The sequence below is a fragment of the Marinobacterium sedimentorum genome (assembly GCF_024267675.1).
GTDB classification, from domain to species: Bacteria; Pseudomonadota; Gammaproteobacteria; order Pseudomonadales; family Balneatricaceae; genus Marinobacterium_A; species Marinobacterium_A sedimentorum.
In genome coordinates, this window is the sequence record NZ_JALDYX010000035.1 from 1 (window position 1) to 23017 (window position 23017).

Consider the following 23017-nt stretch of genomic DNA (forward strand, 5'->3'; position numbering starts at 1 on the left):
CAACGTTACCCTGAGCAATGCCACCAATGGTGCCGTGATCGGCGATGGCGCCGGTGTCGGTACCATTCTCGATAATGACGCCGCGCCTAGCTTCAGCGTCGATGATGTGCAGGTTACCGAGGGTGGCGACCTGGTGTTTACCGTGACCCGCACAGGTGATGCCCAGGCGGATCAGGCGGTGACCATCACCACCTCGGACGATGTGGCGACAGTGGCTGGCGGCGACTATAGCGCCAACAGTGAAACCCTGACCTTCGCCCAGGGCGAAATCACCAAGACGTTCACCGTATCGACGCTGGCGGATCAACTGATCGAAGGCAGCGAAACGATGAACGTGACGCTGAGCAACGCCACTAATGGTGCCGTGATCGGCGATGGCGCCGGCGTTGGCACCATTCTGGATGACGATACCCTTCCAGTTATCTCGGCGGTGACCAATACCGTGGTGTCGGAAGAGGGGCTCAGCGGTGCCGTGCCGGATTCGGTCGGCAGTGCCGACACCACCAACAGCGCAACCGACAACACAGGTACGGTGACCGCCAGCGATGGCGATGGTGACACGCTGAGCTACCGCTTCGCCAGCAAGCCGGCGGACGGGGCTTTTACGTCGAGCAATGTGGATATCAACTGGACCTTCTCGAACGGCGATACAGTCCTCACCGGTTCGGCGGGCGGCGCGACTATCCTGGTGCTGACGATGACTGCGGCGACGGGGGCCTGGTCGGCCGACCTGCAGGGGCCGATCGACCACCTGGACGACAGCCTGGAAGATGACCTGACAATCGGTTTGACGGTGGTGGCGTCGGATGGCGTCAACGATTCGTTACCCGCCAATATCAGCGTAACCATCGAAGATGACTCTCCGGAATTCAACGGTGCGCAGCACCTGATCCTGGCCAACACCATGGGCAATATCGCCGAAGGCGCCTTCGACTTCTCCTTCGGCGCAGATGGTGCTCAGTCAGTTAATGGTATCACCTTCGATCTGTCGGCTCTGCAAGCCCAGAATCTGGTGACCTTCCCCGATGGGCTCCCGATCCAGTACGACACCAGTGTCGAGAATCAGGTGCGTGCCTACTTCGACGATGGTGCTGAGCACGATATCTTCCAACTGCGCCTGGACCCGGATACCAAGACCTACGACTTCGAAATCTTCGGCCCGCAGCTGATCGCGACGCCGGAAGAGGTGCTGGCGGGACAGGGGTCATCTTTCGGCTCTGGGCCGAGTACCGGATACATCATTCCGGATTCGACCGATCCCGCTTCTGACCTAGTGTTGATCTCCGGTTACCTTGACGGCACTGCAGCCTTCAATACGACAACCAACTTCAACACCATCAAGGCGAGCCTGGCCCAGGCCGAGGTCAACCTGAATAACAACGCCTACGGGGTTTCAAACCCGCTGGTGAACCCAACCGAGTTGCTGTTGCTGGACTTCGGCGCTGATAATTTCAGCGTTGCGCCTGCCAACACCTTCGATGGTCCGCAGGTGAACTCTGTGACTATTCAGGCCGACAAGGCCGGTAGTGAAATCACCTGGGTCGCCTATGCGGACGACGGCTCGGTACTGAGTTCGCAAACGCTGACCACGGTCAAGAATGCGCCTATCGTGATCGAGGATGATGACGGTGGTGTAATCAGTTATGTCGCGATCTACGGTGGAGTCGGTGCCAACACCGGTATAGTGGTCACCTCTGTCGGTGCCTTTACCAACACCGGTACTGCCGAGCTTGAGTTCGGTATCACCGGTACCGATGCGGATGGTGATTCCGTTTCTGGCACCATCGCGGTAACGGTCGAAGGTGACGGTAGCCTGGATGGCTCCGTGGATTCCGATGTGTTGGCCGGCGGTTCGGGTGACCAGATCCTCACCGGTGACAGTGGCGCGGATATCTTTGTCTGGAATGATGGAGATGAAGGCGGTGTGGGTGTCGGCAACTTTGCCGAGGATACTGTCACTGATTTCAATCCTGGGCAGAATGATGTGTTGGATCTATCTGATTTGCTGGATGGCGAGACTGAAGCGACCATCGATCAGTTTCTGTTTCTTGCAGATGATGGAGCCGACAGCACGCTGTACATCAGTAGCACCGGTAATATGGGCGCACCAGGCACTGAGGCTGCCGCCGCCGCTAACGCGGATCAGGTGATTCATCTGGATGGCGTGACCGGCATTGATATCGCCACGCTGATCAGCAACAACAATCTGGATGTCGATAACATCTAAGTTGCCCGCGTGAGAACAAAAAGGCCGGGGCTTTATCCCCGGCCTTTTTATTGGCGGCTTGAAAAGCCGCTGCTATTGCCAAAAATCATCGATTCATGCAGGTGCAGTCAGGTTTCGTCTGCTTTTGTCCGGTTTGGGGCCCATTCCCCATATCATCGGTTGAGCTCCTGCATTGGAGTTAATCCTGCTGCAACAGGGTTATTAATAGGCCCGTTTTCCGTTAGAATCCTCTGTTTTCCATTGCAACGGGCTTTGCCCCTCAGGGGCGGCAGGGGAACCGGAACGAATGCTGTTCAACAAGCTGCCAGATGACTTATTTCTGCCGCTCTCGGGTCAGAATCGCCATATTTATCAGGCGGTTATGCTTGCGTTGGCGGATCTGTTCTTCGATGAAGACCTGATCGACCCTTTCATTCCCAAGGATTTGGTGCGTTCGGCAATCGAAGATGCAGTGGTGCGCCTGGGTGTGCGCCGCTGGGAGCCAGAGGACGATGACGACAGTGAGGGTGGTGAGCCGCCGCGCTCGGCCGCTGAGTATGCCAACCGCGTCTATCGCCGTCTGGTGCAAACCGGCTGGCTGGAGGAGGAACAGCGCATTTACCGCACCTTCGTGCTGCTGTCGCCCTCCATCAGCTACCTGCTGCGCTCGCTGGTGTCGATTGCCAACCTGGAAAAACGCTCCTACGGCGGTGCGGTGCTCAACGTACTCAGTTCGCTGGAGTCCGCCATCAATGATCCGGTGGGGCGCGGCATTACGCTGGCGGAAGCGGCACAGACAGCGGCGGATTTCAGTGCCCATCTGACCGATATGCTGCTGGGACTGCGCGAACTCAAGATCAGTCTGGCCGCTACCAACAATGCGCAGGAGATCGTGCGGCGTTTCTTCGACCGCTTCGTTGAACACATCCTGGTGTCGGATTACAAGACACTGAAAACCAAGAACAACCCCTTCCGCTTCCGGCGCCAGATACTGTCGCTGCTGCGTGAATTGCAGTTCGATAGCCTGCGTCTCGAAAAACTGACTGTGCACTATCAGATGCAGTTTGAGGTCGGTCATGATGATGCCGAAGCGCGGGTGCACCAGCATATCAATCGTATTATCCGCATCTTCGATTCGGTGGATAAGCGCCTGGCCACCATCGACGACTTCCGCTACCGGCTGGAAAAACGCGTGGCTGATACCGTGCGTTACATGGATAAAACCACGCCTGGCATGGCCGCGCGGCTGTCGCGGGTGATTGGTGAAATTGCCCGTCGGCCGGATGCGCAGGTGCCGCGCATCGACACCCTGGAGTCCATTGGCTTCCTGTCGCCCTCCAGTGTGCGCTCGCCGATACGTCGGCGCATTGAAGCTCAGCCACGGGTGATTCACCAGGCCGAGATCGATCCGAAGGTGCTGGAATTGCGGCGTCTGTTCAAGGAATACAAGGATCGCCGGGAAGTGACTCCGGAGCGCATCGATGTTTATCTGGAGAGCAATCTGGGCAGTCGCAGCAGTCTTGAAGCCGGCGGCTTTCGCATCGAGACAATCGAAGACTACATCTGTTTCAGTTATGTGCGCCATCTGGCCTCCCTGGGCAAGAAGGGCAAGGGCACCATGCAGGCCTACTCGGTCCGCTTCAAGGACAACTATGTCAATGTCGCCGATATGGTTGAGTGTCGAGATTTTGTGATTCAAAGGAAACTATAAATGCTGGGTGATCTGCAGAAAATCATCGGTCGAAGTGACCAGTACAAGGCCGACGACTTTTCCCGTGCGGCGAACCTGCTGCTGGTCAGTCAGTTCCTCTACGCCGAGCGGCCGGGCCACCGGGACAGCTATTTCCTGGTGGCGTCCCATATCGACTATTTCACCAATCTGTTCGAGGCCATCGGCTGGTCGCTGATCTATCAGCCGGATGAGGCCTACCTGGGCGTCTTGCCCAAGGGTGAGGAGCGGGTCATGCGACTGCGCCTGGATGAGTCGCTGTTACTGCTGTGTCTGCGCCAGCAGTACGAGCAGAAGCTGGAGAACTTCGAGGTCGAAGGCGGCAAGGGCTATACCAGCACCGATTCGCTGCTGGGACTCTATGAAAACCTGACGGCCAAGGAAATTCCCAACGAAACCCGTCTCAAGGAAATTTTGTCGCTGTTCTCGCGCCATGGCCTGATTGAGCGTGGCAAGCCGCTGGAAACCGAACCGAAAAACATTCCGCTGGGAATTAATCCCACCATTCGTCAGGTAGTGGTCGAGGACTTCATCGGCCAGCTGGAAGCCCTGTGTGACGCGGATAACCGCGATGAAATGGCGCCTGCCGAGGAGTCCGCTGATGAAGCAGCTCAATAGAATAGTTCTGGTCAACTGGTATGTGCTCGGTGCCATCGAAATCCCGATCAAGGGTAATGTCGCCATCGTCGGCCCCAATGGTTCGGGCAAGTCATCCCTGCTGGACGCCATCCAGACGGTGCTGATGGGCGGCCACAAGCGTTACCTGAGCTTCAACGCTTCGGCGGGTGAGAAAAGCGAGCGTAGCTTGCGTACATACTGCCTTGGCATGATGGATGACAGCGGCAAGAAGGGTAACGCCCGTGAAGACGCCATCAGCTATATGGCACTGAGCTTTTTCGATACCGAAACGGCGCGCGAAAGCTGCGTCGGCATTGCCATCAGCGCCTCCACGGCCGCCGCCGATGAAGATATTCTGGGGCGCTTCATTCTGCAGGATTTTTCGGTATCGCTGGATGATTTCACCCGCCGTGATGGCGAGGGGCGTATTCCGCGGCCATGGAACGAGGTGCGGGCCAGTCTGCTCAAGGCCTGCCCGGACATGGTGCTCGAAAAGCGCGCCAATCGCTTTATTCGCGAGATGGTCACGCATCTGAGCCATGATCCGCAGATGCCCAACGATGACGAAAAATTCGTCAAGAACTTCCGTAACGCACTGAAATTTCTGCCCATCGACAGCCCGACTCGCTTTATTCGAGAGTTCGTGCTGGACGAGAGCATTGTGCACGTGGGGGCCTTTCGCAAGTCCCTCGATGAATATCGGGCCATGGAGCACAAAACGCAGGAAGTATCCCGGCGTATCGAAGAGCTCGAAAAGGTACAGGAGCTGTGCAAGGGCATTGCGCGCAATGTGCGCAATGCCGTCGAGTATGAGTGGGTGGTGCACGAATCCCGCTTCGAAAATACCGACCTGAAGAAAGAGGCGGCCACCGAGCGTCTGGAAGAAAACCAGCAAAAAGAGAGCCGCTATCAGCTTGCGCTGGAGCAGAAGTCCGATCAGCTCAACCAGATCATGCAGGATCTGGCCGAAGCCCGGGCTCGCCTGAACAATACCGACAGTGCGCACCAGATCAAGGCGCTGGAATCGGCTGTGACTGCGCGCCAGCATGAGCTGGGCGGCATCAAGGACCGCATTCAGCATGTCCATGGCGTGCTGCGCACTACCGTGGGCTTCGCCAGCTTCGAGCAGCTGATGCCGGAAAATTTCCGCCCGGTGGTACAGCAGTCCGTTGGCCTGTGGCGCGAGGGGGGCGACATGATGGCCGATCTTTGGCCCGAGTCGCCGGTCGAGGTCGACAATAATCTCGATCAGCTGAAAAAGCATGTGGATGGCGTGCGGCGCGAGATCGCCCGTCAGTTCGAGCGCTCGGTGATTCGCATGAACGAGCTGCGCTCCGAAATCCAGAATCAGAAGGGCGCGGTGGAACAGCTCAAGCAGGGGCGGGCACCGGTGCGTCGCAATACCCAGGAGCTGATGGAGCTGCTGGCCGAATACGGTATCGAGTCCATGCCCATCTGTGAGCTGGTGGATATCAATGACGACAAGTGGCGCGTGGCCATCGAGTCCTTCCTGGGGGCGCGGCGCGAAGCGCTGATCGTGGACCCGGACCGGGTCAAGGAAGCCATTACCATCTATCGTCGCAAGGGCCGGCACCTCAAGGGCAGCCGTATCGTAAATACCACCAAGAGTGATGACTGGCTGGGGCGTTACAAGGCTGGCTCCCTGGCGCATTTTATTGACACCGACAACGACCATGCCAGGGCTTACATGAACCGGGCGCTGGGGTCGGTGATGGCGGTGGAAACCGAAACCGAATTGCTGCGCCACGAACGCGCCCTGACCTACGACTGCATGCTGCAGTCCGAGGGCTCAACCACCTCGATCAACGAAATGCAGCCCATCATGGGTATCCGTCGCCGCGCCAGTCAGCTGGAAGTGCAGGGTCGCCAGGTCGATCAGATGGTGAATGAGTTTGCGACCCTGGGCAAGCAGCACAGTGCGCTGGAAAAGCTGCGCGACAACCTGATCAGCCTGGCCAATGCGTTGCTGGGTGTGAACGCGCGGGTGTTTGATCTGGTAAATCAGCGCGAGCAGCTGAACGCCGAGATCGAAGGTCAGCGCCAGGCGGTCGAAGACTTGCGCAATCAGGACGACAGCGGCATTCAGCAGACCATTGCCGATCTTGTTGCCGCGCAGAAGAACGCCGGTGACGAGCAGAAGCAGCTGATGGACCGTCTGCAAAAGGCCCGCACGGCCATGATCAAGGATAACGCTGCCGTCGAGGTGCTGGAACAGGAACTGGTCGAGCACAGCGCGGCCCGCGGCCGTTGTCAGAGCAATCCGATATTCGACGCCCAGGCGGCGCAGGAAAAACGCGATTATCTGGATGAAACCTGTGTCGGCGAGCTTGAGCGCGTCATCTTTGAGGCCGCAAAGAAGGCCCAGGCCGAACTGCAGCTGCACGAGAAAAAGAAAAACGGTGTGCGTGATGCCGTGGCCCAGTACAAGGCGCGCTACCACGGCGGCGGCTTGAGTCACCAGGCGCTGGATATGATCAGCGCTGATTCCACCCACGAGGATCTCGAGGCCTTCGTCGACAAGACGGTGACGGCCCTGGTGGAATCGGAGCTGGCTGAATACGCCAAGAAAGCCGAGCGTGCCCGTCTGGAAGCCGAAACGGCTTTCCGGTCCGACTTTGTGGCGCATCTGAACGATCAGATCGACAAGATCAAGGATCTGATCCGGGAGCTGAATTCGCATCTCAAGAACCGTCCGTTCCACAAGGAAATGTACAGTTTCGAAATGATGCCCAACCCCGAGCTCAAGGATATTCTGGAGCTGGTTGAGGCCTACACGCGGATGGACCAGGCCAATGTCGGTTCGCTGTTCGATCTGAAGAACGACGGCGACAAGCCGCACCATCAGGCGCTGGAGAAAATCCATGACGTGCTGAAGGATGAGGGCGAGAGCAGCCTGCTGCAGGATTACCGCAACTTCTACAACTTCGAACTGGTGGTCAAGGACCTGGACGGCAACCGCAAGACGACCCTGACGCAGCGCATCAAGACCGGTTCCGGTGGCGAGCACCAGGTACCCTTCTATGTGGCCATGGCCGCCGCCATGGGCGCGACCTACCGCTTGCGTGAAGGCGCGGATGGCCGTCCGCTGGGCGGCATGAGCCTGTCTGTGTTCGATGAGGCGTTCAACAAGCTGGATTCCGAAAATACCATGACTTCCCTGGCGTTCATGAATGACCTGGGGCTGCAGACCATCATTGCCGCACCGGATGAGAAGTATTCGCTGCTCAGTTCCTGCATGGACACCATCATCAACGTCTGTCGTGATGGCCGGGTGGTGGATATCGATGTGGAGTTCCCCACCGCAAAGGGCAAGGAGTTGCTGAACTCGGATCATCCGCGCACGCTGCTGGCTGCCATGGCTGAAGACCCGCAGAACGAAGCACTGGAGCCTGCCTGAGCAGCTAGATAGGCGGCTGCTGCAACCTGGGTTGTGGCGGCTGCAGGTCCGGCACCAGGCTGGCGATGGCAGCGCGCCGGTGCAGCAGATAGAGGCGACCGTTGCGGCTGAGCCCGAGCCAGTGCTCTGGGGCATCCAGCAGCTGCAACAGCAGACTGTTGCCGTCGATAGGGGCAGTGTTGGCTGATGTGGCGCCAGAGGCTTGTCTGGCGGGTCGCAGATCCTGCCACTGGTCATTGGCCAGCAGGCGGCTCAGATTGTGGCCATCCCAGATATCCGGCGTCTGCTGCAGCGGCTTTAGCAGCCCCAGGCGTGACGGTGAACTGATATGCCGTTCACGGGCGAAGTAGCGCCGCACACTGAGATCGGTATGTACGCCCAGCAGGGAGTTGTCCCGCACGTTACTGCGAAAATCCAGCGTTTCCAGGCCTTCGATGAGCTTGTCCAGACGCCAGTTGCAGGCTTTGATCAGCGCCCAGGCGGGTTCCAGCGAGAGGCGCGAGCCGAGGCTGAATTTCACCGCTTCGCGTCCGTCGCGCACCGCGCCATGCAGCTGCGTGATCTGCAGAAAGCCGGTCTGAAAGTCCACCAGGCTTTCCGGCGTTTCGACGAAGCAGTAGGGCGATTCGCGCTGGCACAGGCTGATCCAGTGATCACGGTGGTTGAGGGCGGGCAATACTCGAATCAGCATGGGGTACGCAGGTGGTGAACGGGATTGAAAAGTATATAGAAAACCAGGAGAGGCAACCATGAAACTGTTAAACCGTGCGGCCTTCGCACTGCTGCCGCGTCAGCCGTTTGCCGACTGGGTAAAGGGGTTGCCCGCCGACGCCGGTGAGGCATCGGAGGATGAGCAGGACCTGAGCCTCGTGGCGCTTCGGGCCGAGGGTACCCTTTATCTGATTGACGAAGTCTTCAGCGAAGACGATTTTGCGGCCGCCAAATTGCGCCACTGGCGACAGATGCTTGAAAACGAGCTGTCGGCCTGGGATGAGTTTGCCGATCACTGGCCAGATGACCTCAGCCCTGAGCTGTTTGACGCCTGGTTCGAGCTGCAGCCGCAGCTGATGGCGATCGACCTGTCGGCAAGCCCGCTGATGCTGGCGCCGTTGCAGGAGTAGGCGCGGCGGAGTTGATGACGGGCAAATATGTAGGGAGCCTGTTTGTCCGTGAGATTAATAGCAGGCCCACAAGTTGCACCTCCAGGGTACATTCGCAGTATTGAGTGGCGTTCCCGTGCCGGGTTTCAATAGTCGCTCAGTGAAAGGGAGCCAAGGTATGACCGAGCTTATTCAAATGGCGCCAACCCAAACCGGGTTCAAACTGCATCCGCTGCGCGAGCTGCTGTATGAAGAGTTGCATTCGCGGCCGTTTCAGCAGATCAAGGCACCGGCCCGCGTGACGCATCTGGCGGTGCTGTGCCCCGAATCCGAGCGGGCACAGCAGTTTCGCCACCTGCAAGCGCTGTGCGAGCAGCTCGGTGCGCCAGTACCGGAGCGGGACAGCAGCTGCTTTCAGCAGGATTTCGGTTCGCTGCGGGTGCGGCGCGAAACCCATATGGAGTTCGTCGCCTATACCTTCAAACATCTCGATGCCACCAGCCCGAACACAGCCGGCGACGAGCCCTTCGCCCGCACGGCGCTGTCGCTGTTGCCGCCGGGATGGCTGGATAAGCTGCATGGCAGTGTGGTGGGCGCTTTCCATGTCGCCTTCGAATACAGCGAGCTGGAGGGCAAGCAGCTGCTGCCCCAGGCCAAGCGCAATTTCGAGGGCATGCGCCTGATTGGCAGTAGCCCGCAGCAGGGCGATGCCCATATATGGACCAGCTTTCGTCTGCACAGCGATGGTTTTGGGCGTTTTCTGGTGTATAACCGCGGCATGTCACCGAGCCAGCTCGGGCGACTCATGCAGCGACTGCTGGAAATCGAGACCTACCGGTTGCTGATGCTGCTTGGCATGCCGCTGGCGCGCAGCATAGCGCCACAGCTGTCGCCCATGGACGAAGGTCTGGCCGATATTACCCAGCGTCTTGCCGGGAATTCGGACCTTGATGAGGCCGTTATCCTCGCCGAACTGACCGCCATGGCGGCGCGGGTGGAAGATTTTCGGGCGCGTACGACCTTTCGCTTCAGCGCCACGCGGGCGTACCATGAACTGGTGCTCAAGCGCCTGGAAGAGCTGAATGAAGACGAGGTGTCGGGCCACCTGACCCTGACTGAATTCATCACCCGCCGTGTGACTCCAGCGGTACGCACCTGCGAAACTGTCGGGCGCAGGCTGGAGGACTTGTCCAGGCGCATCGACCGGGTATCGGACATGATGCGCACCCGGGTCGAGCTGTCGATTCAGGACCAGAACCGGGCCCTACTGGCATCCATGGACCGGCGCTCGCGCATCCAGTTGATGATGCAGCATACGGTTGAGGGGTTGTCGGTGGCGGCGATCAGCTATTACAGCGTTGGCCTGCTCAAGCACATTATTACCGCCGCCTACGATGCCGGCGTGCCGGTTGACAAGGATCTGGCGGTGGGTGTATCGGTACCGCTGGTACTGGCAACGGTCTGGTTTGTAACCCGGCGAATCCACAAACATTTTCATGAACTTGCCCGCGAGGAGCGCAGTGCGGAAGCGCAGCGCACGACGGGCGCTAAGGCAGAGAAGACATGAGCGTACAGGCGATAATTGAACACAAGCTCAGCCAGGGGCTGAACATTGTGCAGCTGGATATCGAAAATGAAAGTCACATGCACTCGGGGCCGGCCACTGAGAGTCATTTCAAGCTGGTGCTGGTGTCGGATGATTTTAACGGCAAGCGCCTGGTGCAGCGTCATCAGCTGATTTTTGGTTTGCTCAAGGATGAAATGAGCAATCCGATTCATGCGCTGTCGATGCACCTCTATACGGCGCAGGAATGGCAGGCGCGTCAGCAGCAGGCACCGACTTCACCTGAATGCCTGGGGGGGTCGAAAGGATAGTAAAGACTGCTAGGGTCACCAGCTGTGGCCCTTGAATTTCCAGTCGATGGCCTCGATGGTATCTGCCACTACTGTAATGCGGATTTCCTTGCCGGCGTCTATGTAGGTCCAGCGTTCGGCCGGGCTGCGGTAGTCGCAATTGTTGCGGTTGCGCCCATGGCGCCCGCCATGCCTGTATCTGTGTTCACTAAAGCCGCGCCTGTCTGTGCTCCTGTGACTGCTTCTGTAAGAGAAACGCTCATTGCAGCGATAGCCGATCTGGCTCACCCACAGCGGCTGCCCAGCCTGTTGCAGCAGGCGCACGACAGAGTCGCCATCGCGAAAAAGTACGCCCTTGATATACAGCTGATCGGCCGCCGCCATACCGCTTGCCAGCAAGAGGCAAAGGTTCAGAAGCAGGGTGGGCAGGCCTGGCGCAGCGGGAAATCTCATCAAGCAGCGACTCGGTGGCAGTGACTATGGTTGTTTGAGTCTGTCTGTACGGGATTGTTGCAGCGGATTTGGCAGGTGCCGTCTTCGAAGTGGTGTGAGCCTTGTCGCATGCGGTTGCGGGGGAGGCCGTCTTTGGGAGCAGAGCCGCACTGCGAACACCGGGTGTCCGCAGCGCTTGTCACTCAGGCAGGGGCTGCTGGCTTCAATGCTGGCAGAGTGTCTCGAACAGTGAAAAGTATTCCGGGAAAGTCTTGGCGGTGCAGCCGGGGTCATTGATGGTGACCGGCGTATCGCTTAGGGCAACCAGCGAGAAGCACATCGCCATGCGGTGGTCGTCGTAGGTGTCGATGGCTGCTTCCTGCAGTTGCGCCGGTGGCGTGATTTCTATGAAGTCCTCACCCTCTACTACACTGGCGCCCACTTTACGCAACTCGGTTGCCATGGCGCTGAGGCGGTCGGTTTCCTTCACACGCCAGTTGTAGATATTGCGAATGGCGGTCGGCCCCTCTGCAAAGAGGGCGGTGGTCGCGATGGTCATGGCGGCATCGGGGATATGGTTCAGATCCAGGTCCACGCCCTTGAGTGTACCCCGGGTCACTTGGATCCAGGTCGGGCCCCAGGTCACGCTGGCGCCCATCTGCTCGAGTACGTCGGCGAAGTGCTTGTCGCCCTGTACGCTGTCGCTACCGACGCCGTGCACGCGAATGGTGCCGCCGGCAATGGCGGCGGCAGCGAGAAAGTAGGACGCTGAAGACGCATCGCCTTCCACCATGATCTCGCCGGGCGAGCGGTAGCGCTGTTGCCCCTTGATATGAAAGCGCTGGTAGTTGTCGTTCTCGACCGCAATGCCGAAGCTGCGCATGGCGTGCAGGGTAATGTCGATATAGGGCTTGGAGACCAGTTCGCCGTCCATCTCTATGGTCAGATCTCCTGCGGCCAGCGGCGCGACCATCAGCAGGGCGGTCAGGAACTGGCTGGAAATATTGCCGCGAATCTTCACCTGGCCACCGGGGAGGCCGCGGGCATTGATCTTCAGCGGCGGATAGCCTTCGTCCTTCAGGTAGCTGATGTCGGCGCCCAGTGTACGCAGTGCATCGACCAGATCTCGGATCGGACGTTCGTACATGCGCGGCTCGCCGGTCAGCAGGAATTCACCCTGGCCCAGGCACAGCGCTGCGGTCAGCGGGCGCATGGCGGTGCCGGCGTTGCCAAGAAACAGCTCGGCGGCCTGACTCGAAAAGCTGCCGCCAATCCCCTCAAGCGTGCAGCTGCGACGGTCATCTGACAGCTGATAGCGCACACCCAGCTGTTTGAGCGCGGTGAGCATGTGGCGTATGTCGTCGCTGTCCAGCAGGTTGGTAATGCGGGTGCTGCCCTGGGCCAGGGCTGCCAGCAGCAGAATGCGGTTGGACAGGCTCTTGGATCCGGGAATCTGGACTTCGCCATCGACGCGGGTGACAGGTTGCAGGGTGATGCTTTCCATTGAATTCTCTTGTACAGGTTTGCGCAGGGCATATACGTTACTGTCTTGCCGGCGTCACGTCGAGTCCTGCGTGCGCGGGATGAGCGCAATCACCGCCCTGTCTGGGTCTTGCTGTGACAGGAGGGCGCTGCTTTGGGTGTCTGGCAGGGGCTGAATTGTCTATGATGCCATGGAAGGGCGACGAGGCAGACGGGCGGCATGGATACAGTGACATACCAATGGGAACGTATCGCACGCATTGCACTGGAGCATCGTCGCGAGCTGGTGCTGGCCAACCTGATTGCGTTGCTGGCCACTCTGGCCTCGGTGCCGCTGCCGTTGCTGATGCCACTGCTGGTCGACGAAGTGCTGCTCGACAAGCCTGGCCCGCTGATCGGCCTGATCAATCCGCTGGTACCCCAGAGCTGGCACGGACCTGTGCTCTATATCATGGCCATTCTGCTGGTGACCGTGCTGCTTCGCGCATTGGCGCTGGTGCTGGGAGTTTGGCAGGCGCGTCAGTTCACCCTGGTGTCCAAGGACATTATTTTTCGCATCCGCAGCGACATGCTGCAGCGTCTGCAGCGCATTTCCATGGCCGAGTACGAAACCCGCGGCAGTGGGGCTGTTAGCTCCCATTTTGTGACCGATATCGACACCCTGGACAAGTTTATCGGCGGTTCGGTCAGCAAGCTGCTGATTGCGCTCCTGTCGATTCTGGGCACCGCGGTGATTCTGCTGTGGATGCACTGGCAGCTGGCGCTGTTTATCCTCTTCCTGAACCCGCTGGTCATAGCGCTGACCATGGCGATTGGCAAGCAGGTCAAACAGCTCAAAAAGCGCGAAAATGCCGCCTTTGAGGTATTTCAGAATGCCCTGATCGAGACCCTGGACGGCATTCAGCAGATTCGCGCCTCCAACCGCGAGCGGCATTATCTGTCGCGCATGGTGGATGAGGCGCGCCGGGTGCGGGATCATTCGGCCGCTTTCGAGTGGCGCAGTGATGCCGCGTCCCGCTTCAGCATGATGCTGTTTCTGGTGGGCTTTGATCTGTTTCGCGCCGTCTCCATGCTGATGGTGGTTTTCTCGGACCTGAGTGTCGGCCAGATGATCGCGGTCTTTGGCTATCTCTGGTTCATGATGGGGCCGGTGCAGGACGTCCTCGGCGTGCAGTACGCCTTCTATGCCGCCAAGGCTGCGCTGGCGCGTATCAATGGCCTGCTGATGTTGCAGCAGGAGCCCCGTTACCCGCATCGCCGTGATCCGTTTTCCGGGCGCAGAACGGTGTCCGTCAGCGTCGAAAATGTACATTTTGGCTACGGGCCGGGACAGGATGTGCTCAATGGCATCAGCCTGACCGTGCCGGCGGGTCAGAAAATCGCCCTGGTGGGGGCCAGCGGCGGCGGCAAGTCGACCCTGGTGCAGGTGCTGCTCGGGCTCTACCCGGCGGCTAGTGGCCGCATTCTCTATGATGGCGTGCCGCTCGAGGACATCGGTCTGGATCGGGTGCGCGAGCGGGTTGCCACTGTATTGCAACAACCGGCATTGTTTAATGGCACAGTGCGCAGCAACCTGGCCATGGGGCGGGACTTCACTGATACGCAGCTGTGGCAGGCGCTGGAAATCGCCCAGCTGAGCGATTTTATCGCCGGGCTGGAACAGGCGCTGGATACCCGCGTCGGGCGCCAGGGCGTCCGTTTATCCGGTGGCCAGCGTCAGCGTCTGGCGATTGCGCGCATGGTGCTGGCCGATCCCAGTGTCGTGATTCTGGACGAGGCGACCTCGGCGCTGGATGCCCAGACCGAGGCGCGGCTGCATGCGGCATTGAGTCATTTTCTGGCCGGGCGCACCACCCTGATAGTGGCGCACCGCCTGAGTGCGGTGCGCCAGGCGGATCATGTCTATGTGTTTGAGGATGGCCGTATCGCCGAGGAGGGGCCGCACGAAGCGCTGCTGGATCGAAACGGCCTCTACGCAAGGCTGTACGGGCATTATCAGTAACCAGGCTGCCAGGAGAAAGGATGCAGTATCGCAGGCGTTTCAAGTGGCGTGCAGGCAATGCGGTTGAGCTGATTGTCGACGGTGAGCAGTTTTTCCCGGTTATGCTCGATGCAATCCGCCAGGCCAGTCACAGCGTGCTGATGGAGTTCTATCTGGTGTCCTCCGGCCAGATAATGGGGCGGTTTATTGTCGAGATGATCGCGGCTGCACGGCGCGGCCTGATGGTACGCCTGATGATTGATGGCTTTGGTGGCCGCAAGCTGTCCGAGCTCGACCGCTTGCGGCTTGAAGCGGCAGGTGTGGTGATCCTGGTATATAACCCGCTGAAATGGAGCAAGCTGACGCAGAATTTCGCCCGCGATCATCGCAAGCTGATGATCGTGGATCAGACCCTTGCATTCATTGGTGGTACAGGTCTGACGGACGAATATTGGCTGTCCGAGGAGGCGGGCTGCCCCTGGCATGAGGTCATGCTGTCGCTGCGTGGCCCTGTGGTCTGTGATCTGATCGAGCTGTACAACAGCCTTTGGCAGCGCTGTACTGCGACGCGCCTGCCGCCTGGCTGTCTGGGCGCCGAGGTGGGGCCTGCGCTGATGAAAGTCTGTACCACCGAAGGGCTCTATCAGCAGGGTATCAAGCTCAGCTTTTTGCAGCGGGTCAATCAGTCCCGCGAACGTATCTGGCTGGCAACGGCCTATTTTATGCCCTCGCGTTCGCTGCGTCGCGCCCTGCGCCGGGCAGCGCTGCGCGGTGTCGATGTGCGCCTGATTCTGGCCGGGCCCTATACCGACCAGCCCTGGGTGTTCCATGCGTCCAAGCGGTATTATCAGCGCCTGCTCAGTGCCGGTGTGAAAATATTCGAGTATCAGCCCAGATTCCTGCATGCCAAGGTGGGGGTGGTGGATGACTGGAGCTCCATTGGTTCCTGTAATCTGGATCACTGGAACCTGCGCTGGAACCTGGAGGCCAATATCGAGATACGCGAATCGGTGTTTGTCGATCAGGTGACGGCCATGCTCGGCGCTGACTTGCGGCACTGCAGCGAAATAACCGAAAAGGCCTGGCATGCGCGGCCCTGGCATCGCAAAATTCGTGAGTATATCTGGTCATTGATCAGTCAGATTGTATTGAGAATTCGATAATGAGGAAGTGGCAATGAAATACATATCAGGTTGTGCGGCGCTGATGCTCGGTTCTGTGATGCTGGCAGGCTGCGCCGGGCCCAGCCTGACCGGCACCACCTATTCAAGTTCCGAAGCGCGCCAGGTGCATTACGTGCGTTATGGTGTGGTGGATTCGGTAACGCCGGTGGTGATCGAAGGGCGTACCGATGGTGCCGTGGGCACCGGCGCCGGCGCCATTGTTGGCGGTATCGCGGGCAGCAATATCGGTGGTGGCAGCGGCCGCGCCGTGGGTGCCGTGCTGGGTGCTGTGGCCGGCGGTGTACTGGGCAACAAGGTTGAAGCGTCCGCCACACGCAAGCAGGGCCAGGAAATTACCGTACGTCTGGACAACGGTGAAATCCTGTCGCTGGTGCAGGAAGTGGATGGCGGCAAGTTCTTCCGCCCGGGCGAGCGTGTCCGTCTGCTGGAGTCGGCCGGCGCAACTCGCGTCACTTATTAGCCGTGGCTGGTGCGCATCTTGCAGCCTTGCGGTCTGTATCAGCTCACTGGATGCGGCGTGCCGGTGAATGCAATTTTGTTTGCGACAGACTGCTTTTCCTGTGCTATGTTAAAGTTACCTTTATCGGAAGGGAGGGCTTAGCTGAGTGTTATCAACAATCACAGTTCGATTTCCGAATGGTCTTCAGACCATCAGGCATTAGCAATAATGTTTAAGTATTTTCTGGGCAGGCGCTGATATTCAGGCCTGCCCTATTTACATTTAGGGCTGGCCGATTTCCACGCAGCGTGCAGACAGCAGGCCCGCGTATCCTGAAAAGATCCCTCGTGCCCATTATTCGACAGGCACATACCAAAAAACCTCGCGAGATCAGCTCTGGCGAGGTTTTTTTGTTATGGCGCCGCGTACTGTTGGCAAGCTCCGGAGGTTCACCGCCATTTGTTCCCGACAGTGACAGTATGCCCTTCCATCCCTGGAGGTTCATTGTCATTAGCTCCCGGCAACGACAGCATTCCCGTCATCACTGACGGTTCACTGTCATATGTTCCCGACAATGACAGTATTCCCTCCATCCCTGGAGGTTCACTGTCGTTAAGCTCCCGGCATCGACAGCATTCCCGTCATCCCTGACGGTTCACTGTCATATGTTCCCGGCAATGACAGTATTCCCTCCATCCCTGGAGGTCACTTCTCGGGGGAGTGGAATACCAGGTAGAGGTCGACCAGCAGGTCCGGAATCTGTTTTACCATTTCTTCGCACAGGCGCTTGTCACGACGGATCTGCTTGAAATCGTCTTCTTCAAACAGGTCTGATGCGACCATGATTGGCAGCAGCAGCTCGGCCACCTGTTCTTCGCGTTCGGCGCTGAACCACAGCTCTTCGTGCAGGAACACACCTTCCATGAAGGCTTCGGCCCAGAGTGTCAGCGGTGCGATGCCAGTTTCCTTGTCTTCTTCGTCGAGCTCAAGGGTGGTGTCGCAGGGCAGGTCGATCTCTTCGTCGCTATACAGGTCGCTGCCGATTGACTGGTACCACTGACGCAGCAGGCCGGCAATTTCGGTACGCTCTGCATCGGAATTCCACTGGGGTTCTCCGTCGAGCAGCAGCGCCAGCCATTCGGCCTCGGGCACGGGCTCAGGACTGATGCTGAGGGCGCAGAAGAGTCCGTGAATACCGATCAGGTCGAGGGAGTCTTCGGATACGGCGTCGGAGAACAGGAATTCCTCGAGTCGGTCCAGCTCGTCATCGTTCAGTGGCTGGGCAATAGGGGGCATTGACATGGGGCTGTCCAGATTCCGGTTTGGTTGGGGCGATTCTACCGCCAAAGGACTTAAAGAGGTAAGAATAAATTAAATTCAACCCTGCTTTGCCCGAGGCGGTTCAGCTGCGGGCGGGGAAATTCAAGTGACAGGGCGCTGACCTTGCCGGATAATGCCGCCCCATGATGGAACACGCACTTCGAGTACTGAAAGACGTTTTTGGCTATGACCAGTTTCGCCCGCCCCAGGAAGACGTAATCAGCCGTCTGGTGGGGGGGCAGGATTTGCTGGTGGTCATGCCGACCGGTGGCGGCAAGTCACTGTGCTACCAGTTACCGGCGCTGCTGCGTGACGGTACAGCCGTGGTCGTGTCGCCCCTGATTGCGCTGATGCAGGATCAGGTCAGTGCGCTGTCGCAGTGGGGTATTCGTGCCGGCTGCCTCAATTCGGCGGTCAGTTTTGATGAACGCAGCCGTACCGAGAATGCGCTGCGAAGTGGTGAGCTGGACCTGCTTTATATCGCCCCCGAACGTCTGCTGCAGCCGCGCACTCTGGATCTGCTGTCGCACTGTACCCTGGCCCTCTTTGCGATCGACGAAGCGCATTGCGTGTCGCAGTGGGGGCATGATTTCAGGCCCGAATACCTGCAGCTCAGCCGTCTGCGCGAGCGCTTTCCCGGTGTGCCGCGCATCGCCCTGACCGCTACCGCGGACGGGCGTACCCAGCAGGAAATCGTTGAACGGCTGCAGCTTGATCAGGCCGTGCGCTTTATTCAGGGATTTGATCGCCCCAATATCCGTTATCGCATTGGCCAGAAAGACAAGGCAAAGGATCAGCTGCTGCGCTTTCTGCGTGATGAGCATCCGCAGGATGCCGGCGTGGTGTATTGCCTGTCGCGCAAAAAGGTCGAGGCTACCGCCGCCTGGCTGTGCGAGCGCGGCTTTAAGGCGCTGCCTTACCACGCTGGACTGTCGACGGAGCTGCGGGCGCATAACCAGCATCGCTTTCTGACCGAGGAAGGTCTGATCATGGTGGCGACCATTGCCTTTGGCATGGGTATCGACAAGCCCAATGTGCGTTTTGTGGCGCACCTGGATTTGCCCAAAAGCATTGAAGCCTACTATCAGGAAACCGGCCGCGCCGGGCGTGATGGCATGCCCGCCGATGCCTGGATGGTGTACGGCCTGCAGGACGTTATTTTTCTGCGCCAGATGCTTGAGGGCTCCCAGGCTCCCGAGCAGCAAAAGCAGATTGAGCGCCAGAAGCTTGAAGCGGTACTGGGGTTGTGTGAAATCACCAGCTGCCGGCGCCAGACACTGCTGGCGTATTTCGGTGAGTCGGAGCATGCGCCCTGCGGCAACTGCGATACCTGTCTGGAGCCGGTGCCGGTTTGGGATGGCACTGAAGCGGCGCGCAAGGCGCTGTCGGCGGTGTACCGGTCGGGCCAGCACTTCGGCGTGAATCATGTCATCGACATCCTGCTGGGCAGCGCCAGCGAAAAGCTGCGTGAGCGCGGGCATGATCGCCTGTCGACCTTTGGTATCGGCAAGGATCTGGATCGCAACCAGTGGCGTTCGGTGTTTCGCCAGCTGGTGGCGCGGGGCTTTCTGGGGGTGGATGGCCAGGGGCATGGCGTGCTGCACCTGACCGAGGCCTGTCGCGCGGTGCTGCGCAGCGAGCAGACGCTGGAACTGCGACTGGAGTCCCGTACCCAGAGTCGCTTTACCCGCAGCTCGGTGCCGCAGTCGAAACTCGAAGCCAGTGACTATGCCCTCTGGAACGACCTGCGGGCCGCGCGCAAGGCGCTGGCTGAAACCCAGGATGTGCCGCCCTATGTGATCTTCCATGACGCCACCCTGATGGAAATGGTGATGCATCGGCCGTTGAATGAGGTGCAGTTGCGCAGGCTCAACGGTGTGGGCGAGCGCAAGCTGGAGCTTTATGGACGGCAGTTCCTGGCGGTCATTGAACAGCATGAACAGGCCGGTCAGACGCAGGCGGTGGCCTCGGACGAGGCCCTGCTGCTGTTTCGCAGCGGCATGACGGTGCAGCAGGTTGCGCTGCAGCTCAAGTTGTCGGTCAACGCCATCTTTGGTCAGCTGGCGCGGGCCATACAGCAGGGACAGCTGGACATGGCGGAGGTGGTCGAGCTGCCACCGGCGGAAGTCAGCCATATTCAGCAGGTCATGATTGAATGTGAACGTGACTTCGGTGCGGCGCTAAAGCCCGTGCATGAGGCCCTTGGCGGAGCCTACGACATGGGCCTGCTGCGCTGTGTGCGCGTGGGTCTGAGCCTGGACCGATGAGAATGCCCGGCTAACCGCCGGGCAGGCGCAGGCCACAGGGATAATGTGAAAGGGAGCCTTCGATGCTGAATGCGCGTACTTTTCGGCGGCTGCGTATTTTTATCCTGCTGCTGATCTTGCTGGTTATTTCGCTGAATACCTGGTTATCCCGCATTCGTTCCACCGACTGGCAGGAGTCCCTGTGGGTGGTCATCTACCCGCTGAACGGTGATGGCCGCGCCGATACCCAGCGCTATGTAGATTCTCTGCAGGCGCAGCAGTTTTCCAGTGTAAGACAGTTTTTTGCCCGCGAAGCCGCGCGTTACGACGTGCCGCTGGATGATCCGGTGATTGTTCAGCTGGCCGCGCAGGTTCGGGCACAACCGCCCGAACCAGGACCCAATCCGTCGCTGTTTGCGAGTGTGCGCTGGAGCCTGTCAATGCGCTGGTGGGCCTGGCGGCATGACAACTGGGCCGGACCTGCGCCTGATGTGCGTATTTTTGTGCGTTACCACTCGCCGCAGAATCAAAACACCCTGGCCCACTCCCTGGGTCTGCAGAAAGGTCTGATCGGGTTGGTCAATGCGTTCGCCGACGCGCGCTTTGAGGGTCAGAATGCCGTAGTGATGGCGCATGAACTGTTGCATACACTGGGAGCCACCGACAAATATGACCCTGCCAACGGTTATCCGCTGTGGCCTGACGGGTTTGCAGAGCCCGACCGGGTGCCGCGCCTTCCCCAGCTGCAGGCTGAAATCATGGCCGGTCGTGTGGCATTGTCCGAACGTCAGGCGGTCATGCCCCTGTCGCTGCAGGAGGTTATTGTCGGGCCGCTGACCGCCGCCGAGATCAACTGGCACTGAGGCGGTTAGCGGACTCGATATTGGAAGGTGGCGGGGCTGCCTATCGGTCATCGGGTCCAGTGGCTGCGAAACGGTCATGACTTGGTTATAATCGGCGCCTCTTTAAATTCCGATCGATGCCAATCCATGAGCGATATCCTGTACCAAGAGGTCCTGAGCGATCCTGTTCCTTCCCTGACGCCTGCTGATCTGGCGGCGTCTTCAGCGTCTGACACTGGCCCATGCGCGGAGCAGGGCGCCAGGCCTGGCGCCCAGAACGACGCCGAGCGCAAAACCAAGCTGCGGATGAACAAGCTGCAAAAGCGGTTGCGCCGCGAGATGGGACGGGCGATCGAGGATTTCAGGATGATCGAAGAGGGCGACCGCGTGATGGTCTGCCTGTCCGGTGGCAAGGATTCCTACACCATGCTCGACATTCTGCTGAATCTGCAAAAGAGTGCGCCTGTCAGCTTCGAACTGGTGGCCGTCAATCTGGATCAGAAGCAGCCGGGCTTTCCCGAGCACATACTGCCGGCCTATCTTGAAGCCGTTGGCGTGCCCTACCATATCGTTGAGCGGGATACCTACTCGATCGTCAAGGAGCTGGTACCTGAGGGCAAGACCACCTGTGGCCTCTGTTCGCGCCTGCGCCGCGGTACCCTGTATGGCTTTGCTGATGAAATCGGCGCCAACAAGATCGCTCTGGGCCATCACCGCGACGATATCCTGGAAACTTTTTTTCTCAACATGTTCTTCGGTGGCAAACTCAAGTCCATGCCTCCCAAGCTGGTGTCGGATGATGGCAAGAACATGGTTATCCGGCCGCTGGCCTATTCGCGGGAGAAGGACATTGAAGCCTATAGTGGGCTTAAGCAGTTCCCTATCATTCCGTGCAATCTCTGTGGTTCCCAGGAAAACCTGCAGCGCCAGGTCATCAAGGACATGTTGCAGGGCTGGGATCGCAGCCATCCGGGCCGGATCGAAACCATGTTCAGATCGTTGCAGAATGTGGTGCCCAGTCACCTGGCGGATACGCAGCTGTTTGACTTTGCCAATCTGCAACTGGGATTCGCCCACGGTATTGCAACGCCGGATGAAGACTCGGCAGCGCCGGGTGGCCGCATCGATATTCTCTCGCTCTGAGCTTCTTTCGCTATTTCCGTGCTCCAGCGACTGGCAGGGCTTTTTCTCTGCGGTGTTAAGCTATGCTAGAAGCAGCGGCCACCCGCACGTAGCGCGTTTTGGCCGCCACTGAGCTTGCGATCAGCGCCGCAGCTGTACGAAGCCGGTGCTAGTGTCGTGTTACAATTGGACCTGTTTGCCGCCAGGGCATGGGTGCGTAATGCATGCGTGATGGCGGTGCGGTATGGACGCCTTAAGGCACAGATCGGCGAGGGCATTGATACATGAGTGAGAACCAAGGCAGTCCGGGCGCTTTGCTCGAGATGGTGCGAGAATTGCGTGGTCTGCTGCTGGATTTTATTGCCGGCGGCCCCACCAAGGCGCCCCGCTACAAGGCGCTGCGCGATGGCTTGATGGCCGATAGCAAGGTTAACGGGCACCTGCCTGAACTTGTGCTGGAGCACGAGAACCTGAATGATCTCTGGCAGTTCATGAAGTACAAATCCGCCAGCAAGGTTGAGCGTCAGGAACTAATCCGCAATCAGTTTGACGACCTGGCCCGCACACTCAGTGGTGTAGCTGCCGCCGCCCCTGAAACCTATGAAGCCATCGCGGTGGAAAAGCTGTTCAAGGCCTGGTATCGCCTCAGTCAGGACGATATGGAGCCGCGCCGTTTGCTCTCCACGGCTCGCAAGATTGCGGTACAGGTGTGTAGCTCCATCGTCGACGCACACTATAACTCCGGCGAAATTCGTGGTGGTATTGAAGAGTTGGCTCAGGTGTTCGGCATGACCAAAGACGTGCTCTTTGCCTGCGGCGGTGACGACCAGCAATTGATCGTCACCGATGTCGTGTCCGGAGCGACCGCACTGCTGAAAACCTTCAACGCTGCGCTGGAGGGTATCGCTCGACCTGCGCCGAATGAGAATAGCCGGCTTCAACTGGCCCGTATGGGAGTTGATGCCATTATGTCGGCCGTGATGGCATTGCTGAGCTGCTGGTACATGTTGCAGGCCGCTTGTGCCAAACCCTGAGGCGTTCGCG

18 protein-coding genes are annotated in these 23017 nt (G+C 59.1%); 14 read left to right on the forward strand and 4 right to left on the reverse strand.

The genetic code is table 11. The features are described from left to right. The 4 genes from MRS74_RS20215 to MRS74_RS20230 all read left to right on the forward strand — a co-directional run. A partial coding sequence (locus tag MRS74_RS20215) for a beta strand repeat-containing protein (protein WP_254582088.1) occupies positions 1–2227 on the forward strand: 2227 nt, incomplete at its 5' end. A gap of 286 nt (positions 2228–2513) precedes the next feature. Further along, entirely contained in the window at positions 2514–3917 is a 1404-nt protein-coding gene (locus MRS74_RS20220; RefSeq protein WP_254582089.1) for a Wadjet anti-phage system protein JetA family protein, read from the forward strand. Then, the gene (locus MRS74_RS20225) at positions 3918–4553 is read left to right on the forward strand and encodes a DUF4194 domain-containing protein (RefSeq protein ID WP_254582090.1); all 636 of its coding nucleotides are present in this window, start codon (positions 3918–3920) and stop codon (positions 4551–4553) included. After that, positions 4537–7971 (forward strand): SbcC/MukB-like Walker B domain-containing protein, encoded by a 3435-nt coding sequence (locus MRS74_RS20230; protein WP_254582091.1) that lies wholly within the window; start codon positions 4537–4539, stop codon positions 7969–7971. The genes MRS74_RS20225 and MRS74_RS20230 overlap by 17 nt, the downstream gene beginning before the upstream one ends. Before the next feature lie 4 nt (positions 7972–7975). Here the strand turns inward: MRS74_RS20230 and MRS74_RS20235 are convergent, their stop codons facing one another. Continuing rightward, positions 7976–8662, reverse strand: coding sequence for a hypothetical protein (locus tag MRS74_RS20235; RefSeq protein ID WP_254582092.1), 687 nt, complete (start codon positions 8660–8662; stop codon positions 7976–7978). Between the two features lie 58 nt (positions 8663–8720). On the opposite strand from MRS74_RS20235, the gene MRS74_RS20240 reads away from it, so the two are divergent. From MRS74_RS20240 to MRS74_RS20250, 3 genes are all read left to right on the forward strand, one after another. Continuing rightward, positions 8721–9092, forward strand: coding sequence for a hypothetical protein (locus MRS74_RS20240; RefSeq protein ID WP_254582093.1), 372 nt, complete (start codon positions 8721–8723; stop codon positions 9090–9092). Between the two features lie 157 nt (positions 9093–9249). Then, positions 9250–10638, forward strand: coding sequence for a DUF3422 family protein (locus MRS74_RS20245; RefSeq protein ID WP_254582094.1), 1389 nt, complete (start codon positions 9250–9252; stop codon positions 10636–10638). Beyond that, a complete protein-coding gene (locus MRS74_RS20250) occupies positions 10635–10946 on the forward strand; it encodes a BolA family protein (protein ID WP_254582095.1) in 312 nt (103 codons plus the stop codon). Before MRS74_RS20245 ends, MRS74_RS20250 begins: the two co-directional genes overlap by 4 nt. 15 nt (positions 10947–10961) lie before the next feature. Here the strand turns inward: MRS74_RS20250 and MRS74_RS20255 are convergent, their stop codons facing one another. Together MRS74_RS20255 and aroA are read right to left on the reverse strand one after the other, a co-directional pair. Beyond that, entirely contained in the window at positions 10962–11378 is a 417-nt protein-coding gene (locus tag MRS74_RS20255; RefSeq protein ID WP_254582096.1) for a hypothetical protein, read from the reverse strand. A gap of 202 nt (positions 11379–11580) precedes the next feature. Next, entirely contained in the window at positions 11581–12861 is a 1281-nt protein-coding gene (aroA, locus tag MRS74_RS20260; protein ID WP_254582097.1) for a 3-phosphoshikimate 1-carboxyvinyltransferase, read from the reverse strand. Positions 12862–13059: 198 nt separating this feature from the next. Between aroA and MRS74_RS20265 the strand changes: the two genes are divergently transcribed. Genes MRS74_RS20265 through MRS74_RS20275 form a run of 3 tightly spaced genes read left to right on the forward strand, consistent with a single transcriptional unit; the run spans position 13060 to position 16464 of the window. Beyond that, positions 13060–14841, forward strand: coding sequence for an ABC transporter ATP-binding protein (locus MRS74_RS20265; RefSeq protein WP_254582098.1), 1782 nt, complete (start codon positions 13060–13062; stop codon positions 14839–14841). A 20-nt stretch (positions 14842–14861) separates the two neighbouring features. Continuing rightward, complete coding sequence (locus MRS74_RS20270) at positions 14862–15983, forward strand: phospholipase D-like domain-containing protein (protein ID WP_254582099.1); 1122 nt, start codon at positions 14862–14864, stop codon at positions 15981–15983. 13 nt (positions 15984–15996) lie between these two features. Beyond that, positions 15997–16464: an outer membrane lipoprotein gene (locus MRS74_RS20275; RefSeq protein ID WP_254582100.1), complete on the forward strand. Its 468-nt coding sequence runs from the start codon at positions 15997–15999 to the stop codon at positions 16462–16464. Between the two features lie 684 nt (positions 16465–17148). Here MRS74_RS20275 and MRS74_RS20280 read toward each other — a convergent pair. After that, a complete protein-coding gene (locus MRS74_RS20280; RefSeq protein WP_306422019.1) occupies positions 17149–17745 on the reverse strand; it encodes a YecA/YgfB family protein in 597 nt (198 codons plus the stop codon). Positions 17746–17906: 161 nt separating this feature from the next. Here MRS74_RS20280 and recQ point away from each other — a divergent pair, with 161 nt between their 5' ends. The 4 genes from recQ to MRS74_RS20300 all read left to right on the forward strand — a co-directional run bounded on the left by recQ (position 17907) and on the right by MRS74_RS20300 (position 23007). Then, the gene (recQ, locus tag MRS74_RS20285) at positions 17907–20030 is read left to right on the forward strand and encodes a DNA helicase RecQ (RefSeq protein WP_254582101.1); all 2124 of its coding nucleotides are present in this window, start codon (positions 17907–17909) and stop codon (positions 20028–20030) included. A gap of 62 nt (positions 20031–20092) precedes the next feature. After that, positions 20093–20872, forward strand: a complete 780-nt coding sequence (locus tag MRS74_RS20290) for a hypothetical protein (protein WP_254582102.1) — start codon at positions 20093–20095, stop codon at positions 20870–20872. 126 nt (positions 20873–20998) lie between these two features. Further along, positions 20999–21994, forward strand: coding sequence for a tRNA 2-thiocytidine(32) synthetase TtcA (ttcA, locus tag MRS74_RS20295; RefSeq protein WP_256558025.1), 996 nt, complete (start codon positions 20999–21001; stop codon positions 21992–21994). A gap of 263 nt (positions 21995–22257) precedes the next feature. After that, positions 22258–23007 (forward strand): hypothetical protein, encoded by a 750-nt coding sequence (locus MRS74_RS20300; protein WP_254582103.1) that lies wholly within the window; start codon positions 22258–22260, stop codon positions 23005–23007. Positions 23008–23017 lie beyond the last annotated feature (10 nt).

Bases quoted from the DNA above. Each gene is read 5' to 3' on its own strand.
- MRS74_RS20290 (WP_254582102.1), top strand. From the start codon at position 20,093: ATGCTGAATGCGCGTACTTTTCGGCGGCTGCGTATTTTTATCCTGCTG.
- MRS74_RS20240 (WP_254582093.1), top strand. From the start codon at position 8,721: ATGAAACTGTTAAACCGTGCGGCCTTCGCACTGCTGCCGCGTCAGCCG.
- MRS74_RS20225 (WP_254582090.1), top strand. From the start codon at position 3,918: ATGCTGGGTGATCTGCAGAAAATCATCGGTCGAAGTGACCAGTACAAG.
- MRS74_RS20280 (WP_306422019.1), bottom strand. From the start codon at position 17,745: ATGTCAATGCCCCCTATTGCCCAGCCACTGAACGATGACGAGCTGGAC.
- MRS74_RS20250 (WP_254582095.1), top strand. From the start codon at position 10,635: ATGAGCGTACAGGCGATAATTGAACACAAGCTCAGCCAGGGGCTGAAC.
- MRS74_RS20300 (WP_254582103.1), top strand. From the start codon at position 22,258: ATGAGTGAGAACCAAGGCAGTCCGGGCGCTTTGCTCGAGATGGTGCGA.
- MRS74_RS20235 (WP_254582092.1), bottom strand. From the start codon at position 8,662: ATGCTGATTCGAGTATTGCCCGCCCTCAACCACCGTGATCACTGGATC.
- MRS74_RS20255 (WP_254582096.1), bottom strand. From the start codon at position 11,378: ATGAGATTTCCCGCTGCGCCAGGCCTGCCCACCCTGCTTCTGAACCTT.
- MRS74_RS20270 (WP_254582099.1), top strand. From the start codon at position 14,862: ATGCAGTATCGCAGGCGTTTCAAGTGGCGTGCAGGCAATGCGGTTGAG.
- MRS74_RS20275 (WP_254582100.1), top strand. From the start codon at position 15,997: ATGAAATACATATCAGGTTGTGCGGCGCTGATGCTCGGTTCTGTGATG.
- MRS74_RS20245 (WP_254582094.1), top strand. From the start codon at position 9,250: ATGACCGAGCTTATTCAAATGGCGCCAACCCAAACCGGGTTCAAACTG.
- recQ (WP_254582101.1), top strand. From the start codon at position 17,907: ATGATGGAACACGCACTTCGAGTACTGAAAGACGTTTTTGGCTATGAC.
- MRS74_RS20220 (WP_254582089.1), top strand. From the start codon at position 2,514: ATGCTGTTCAACAAGCTGCCAGATGACTTATTTCTGCCGCTCTCGGGT.
- MRS74_RS20230 (WP_254582091.1), top strand. From the start codon at position 4,537: ATGAAGCAGCTCAATAGAATAGTTCTGGTCAACTGGTATGTGCTCGGT.
- MRS74_RS20265 (WP_254582098.1), top strand. From the start codon at position 13,060: ATGGATACAGTGACATACCAATGGGAACGTATCGCACGCATTGCACTG.
- aroA (WP_254582097.1), bottom strand. From the start codon at position 12,861: ATGGAAAGCATCACCCTGCAACCTGTCACCCGCGTCGATGGCGAAGTC.
- ttcA (WP_256558025.1), top strand. From the start codon at position 20,999: ATGAGCGATATCCTGTACCAAGAGGTCCTGAGCGATCCTGTTCCTTCC.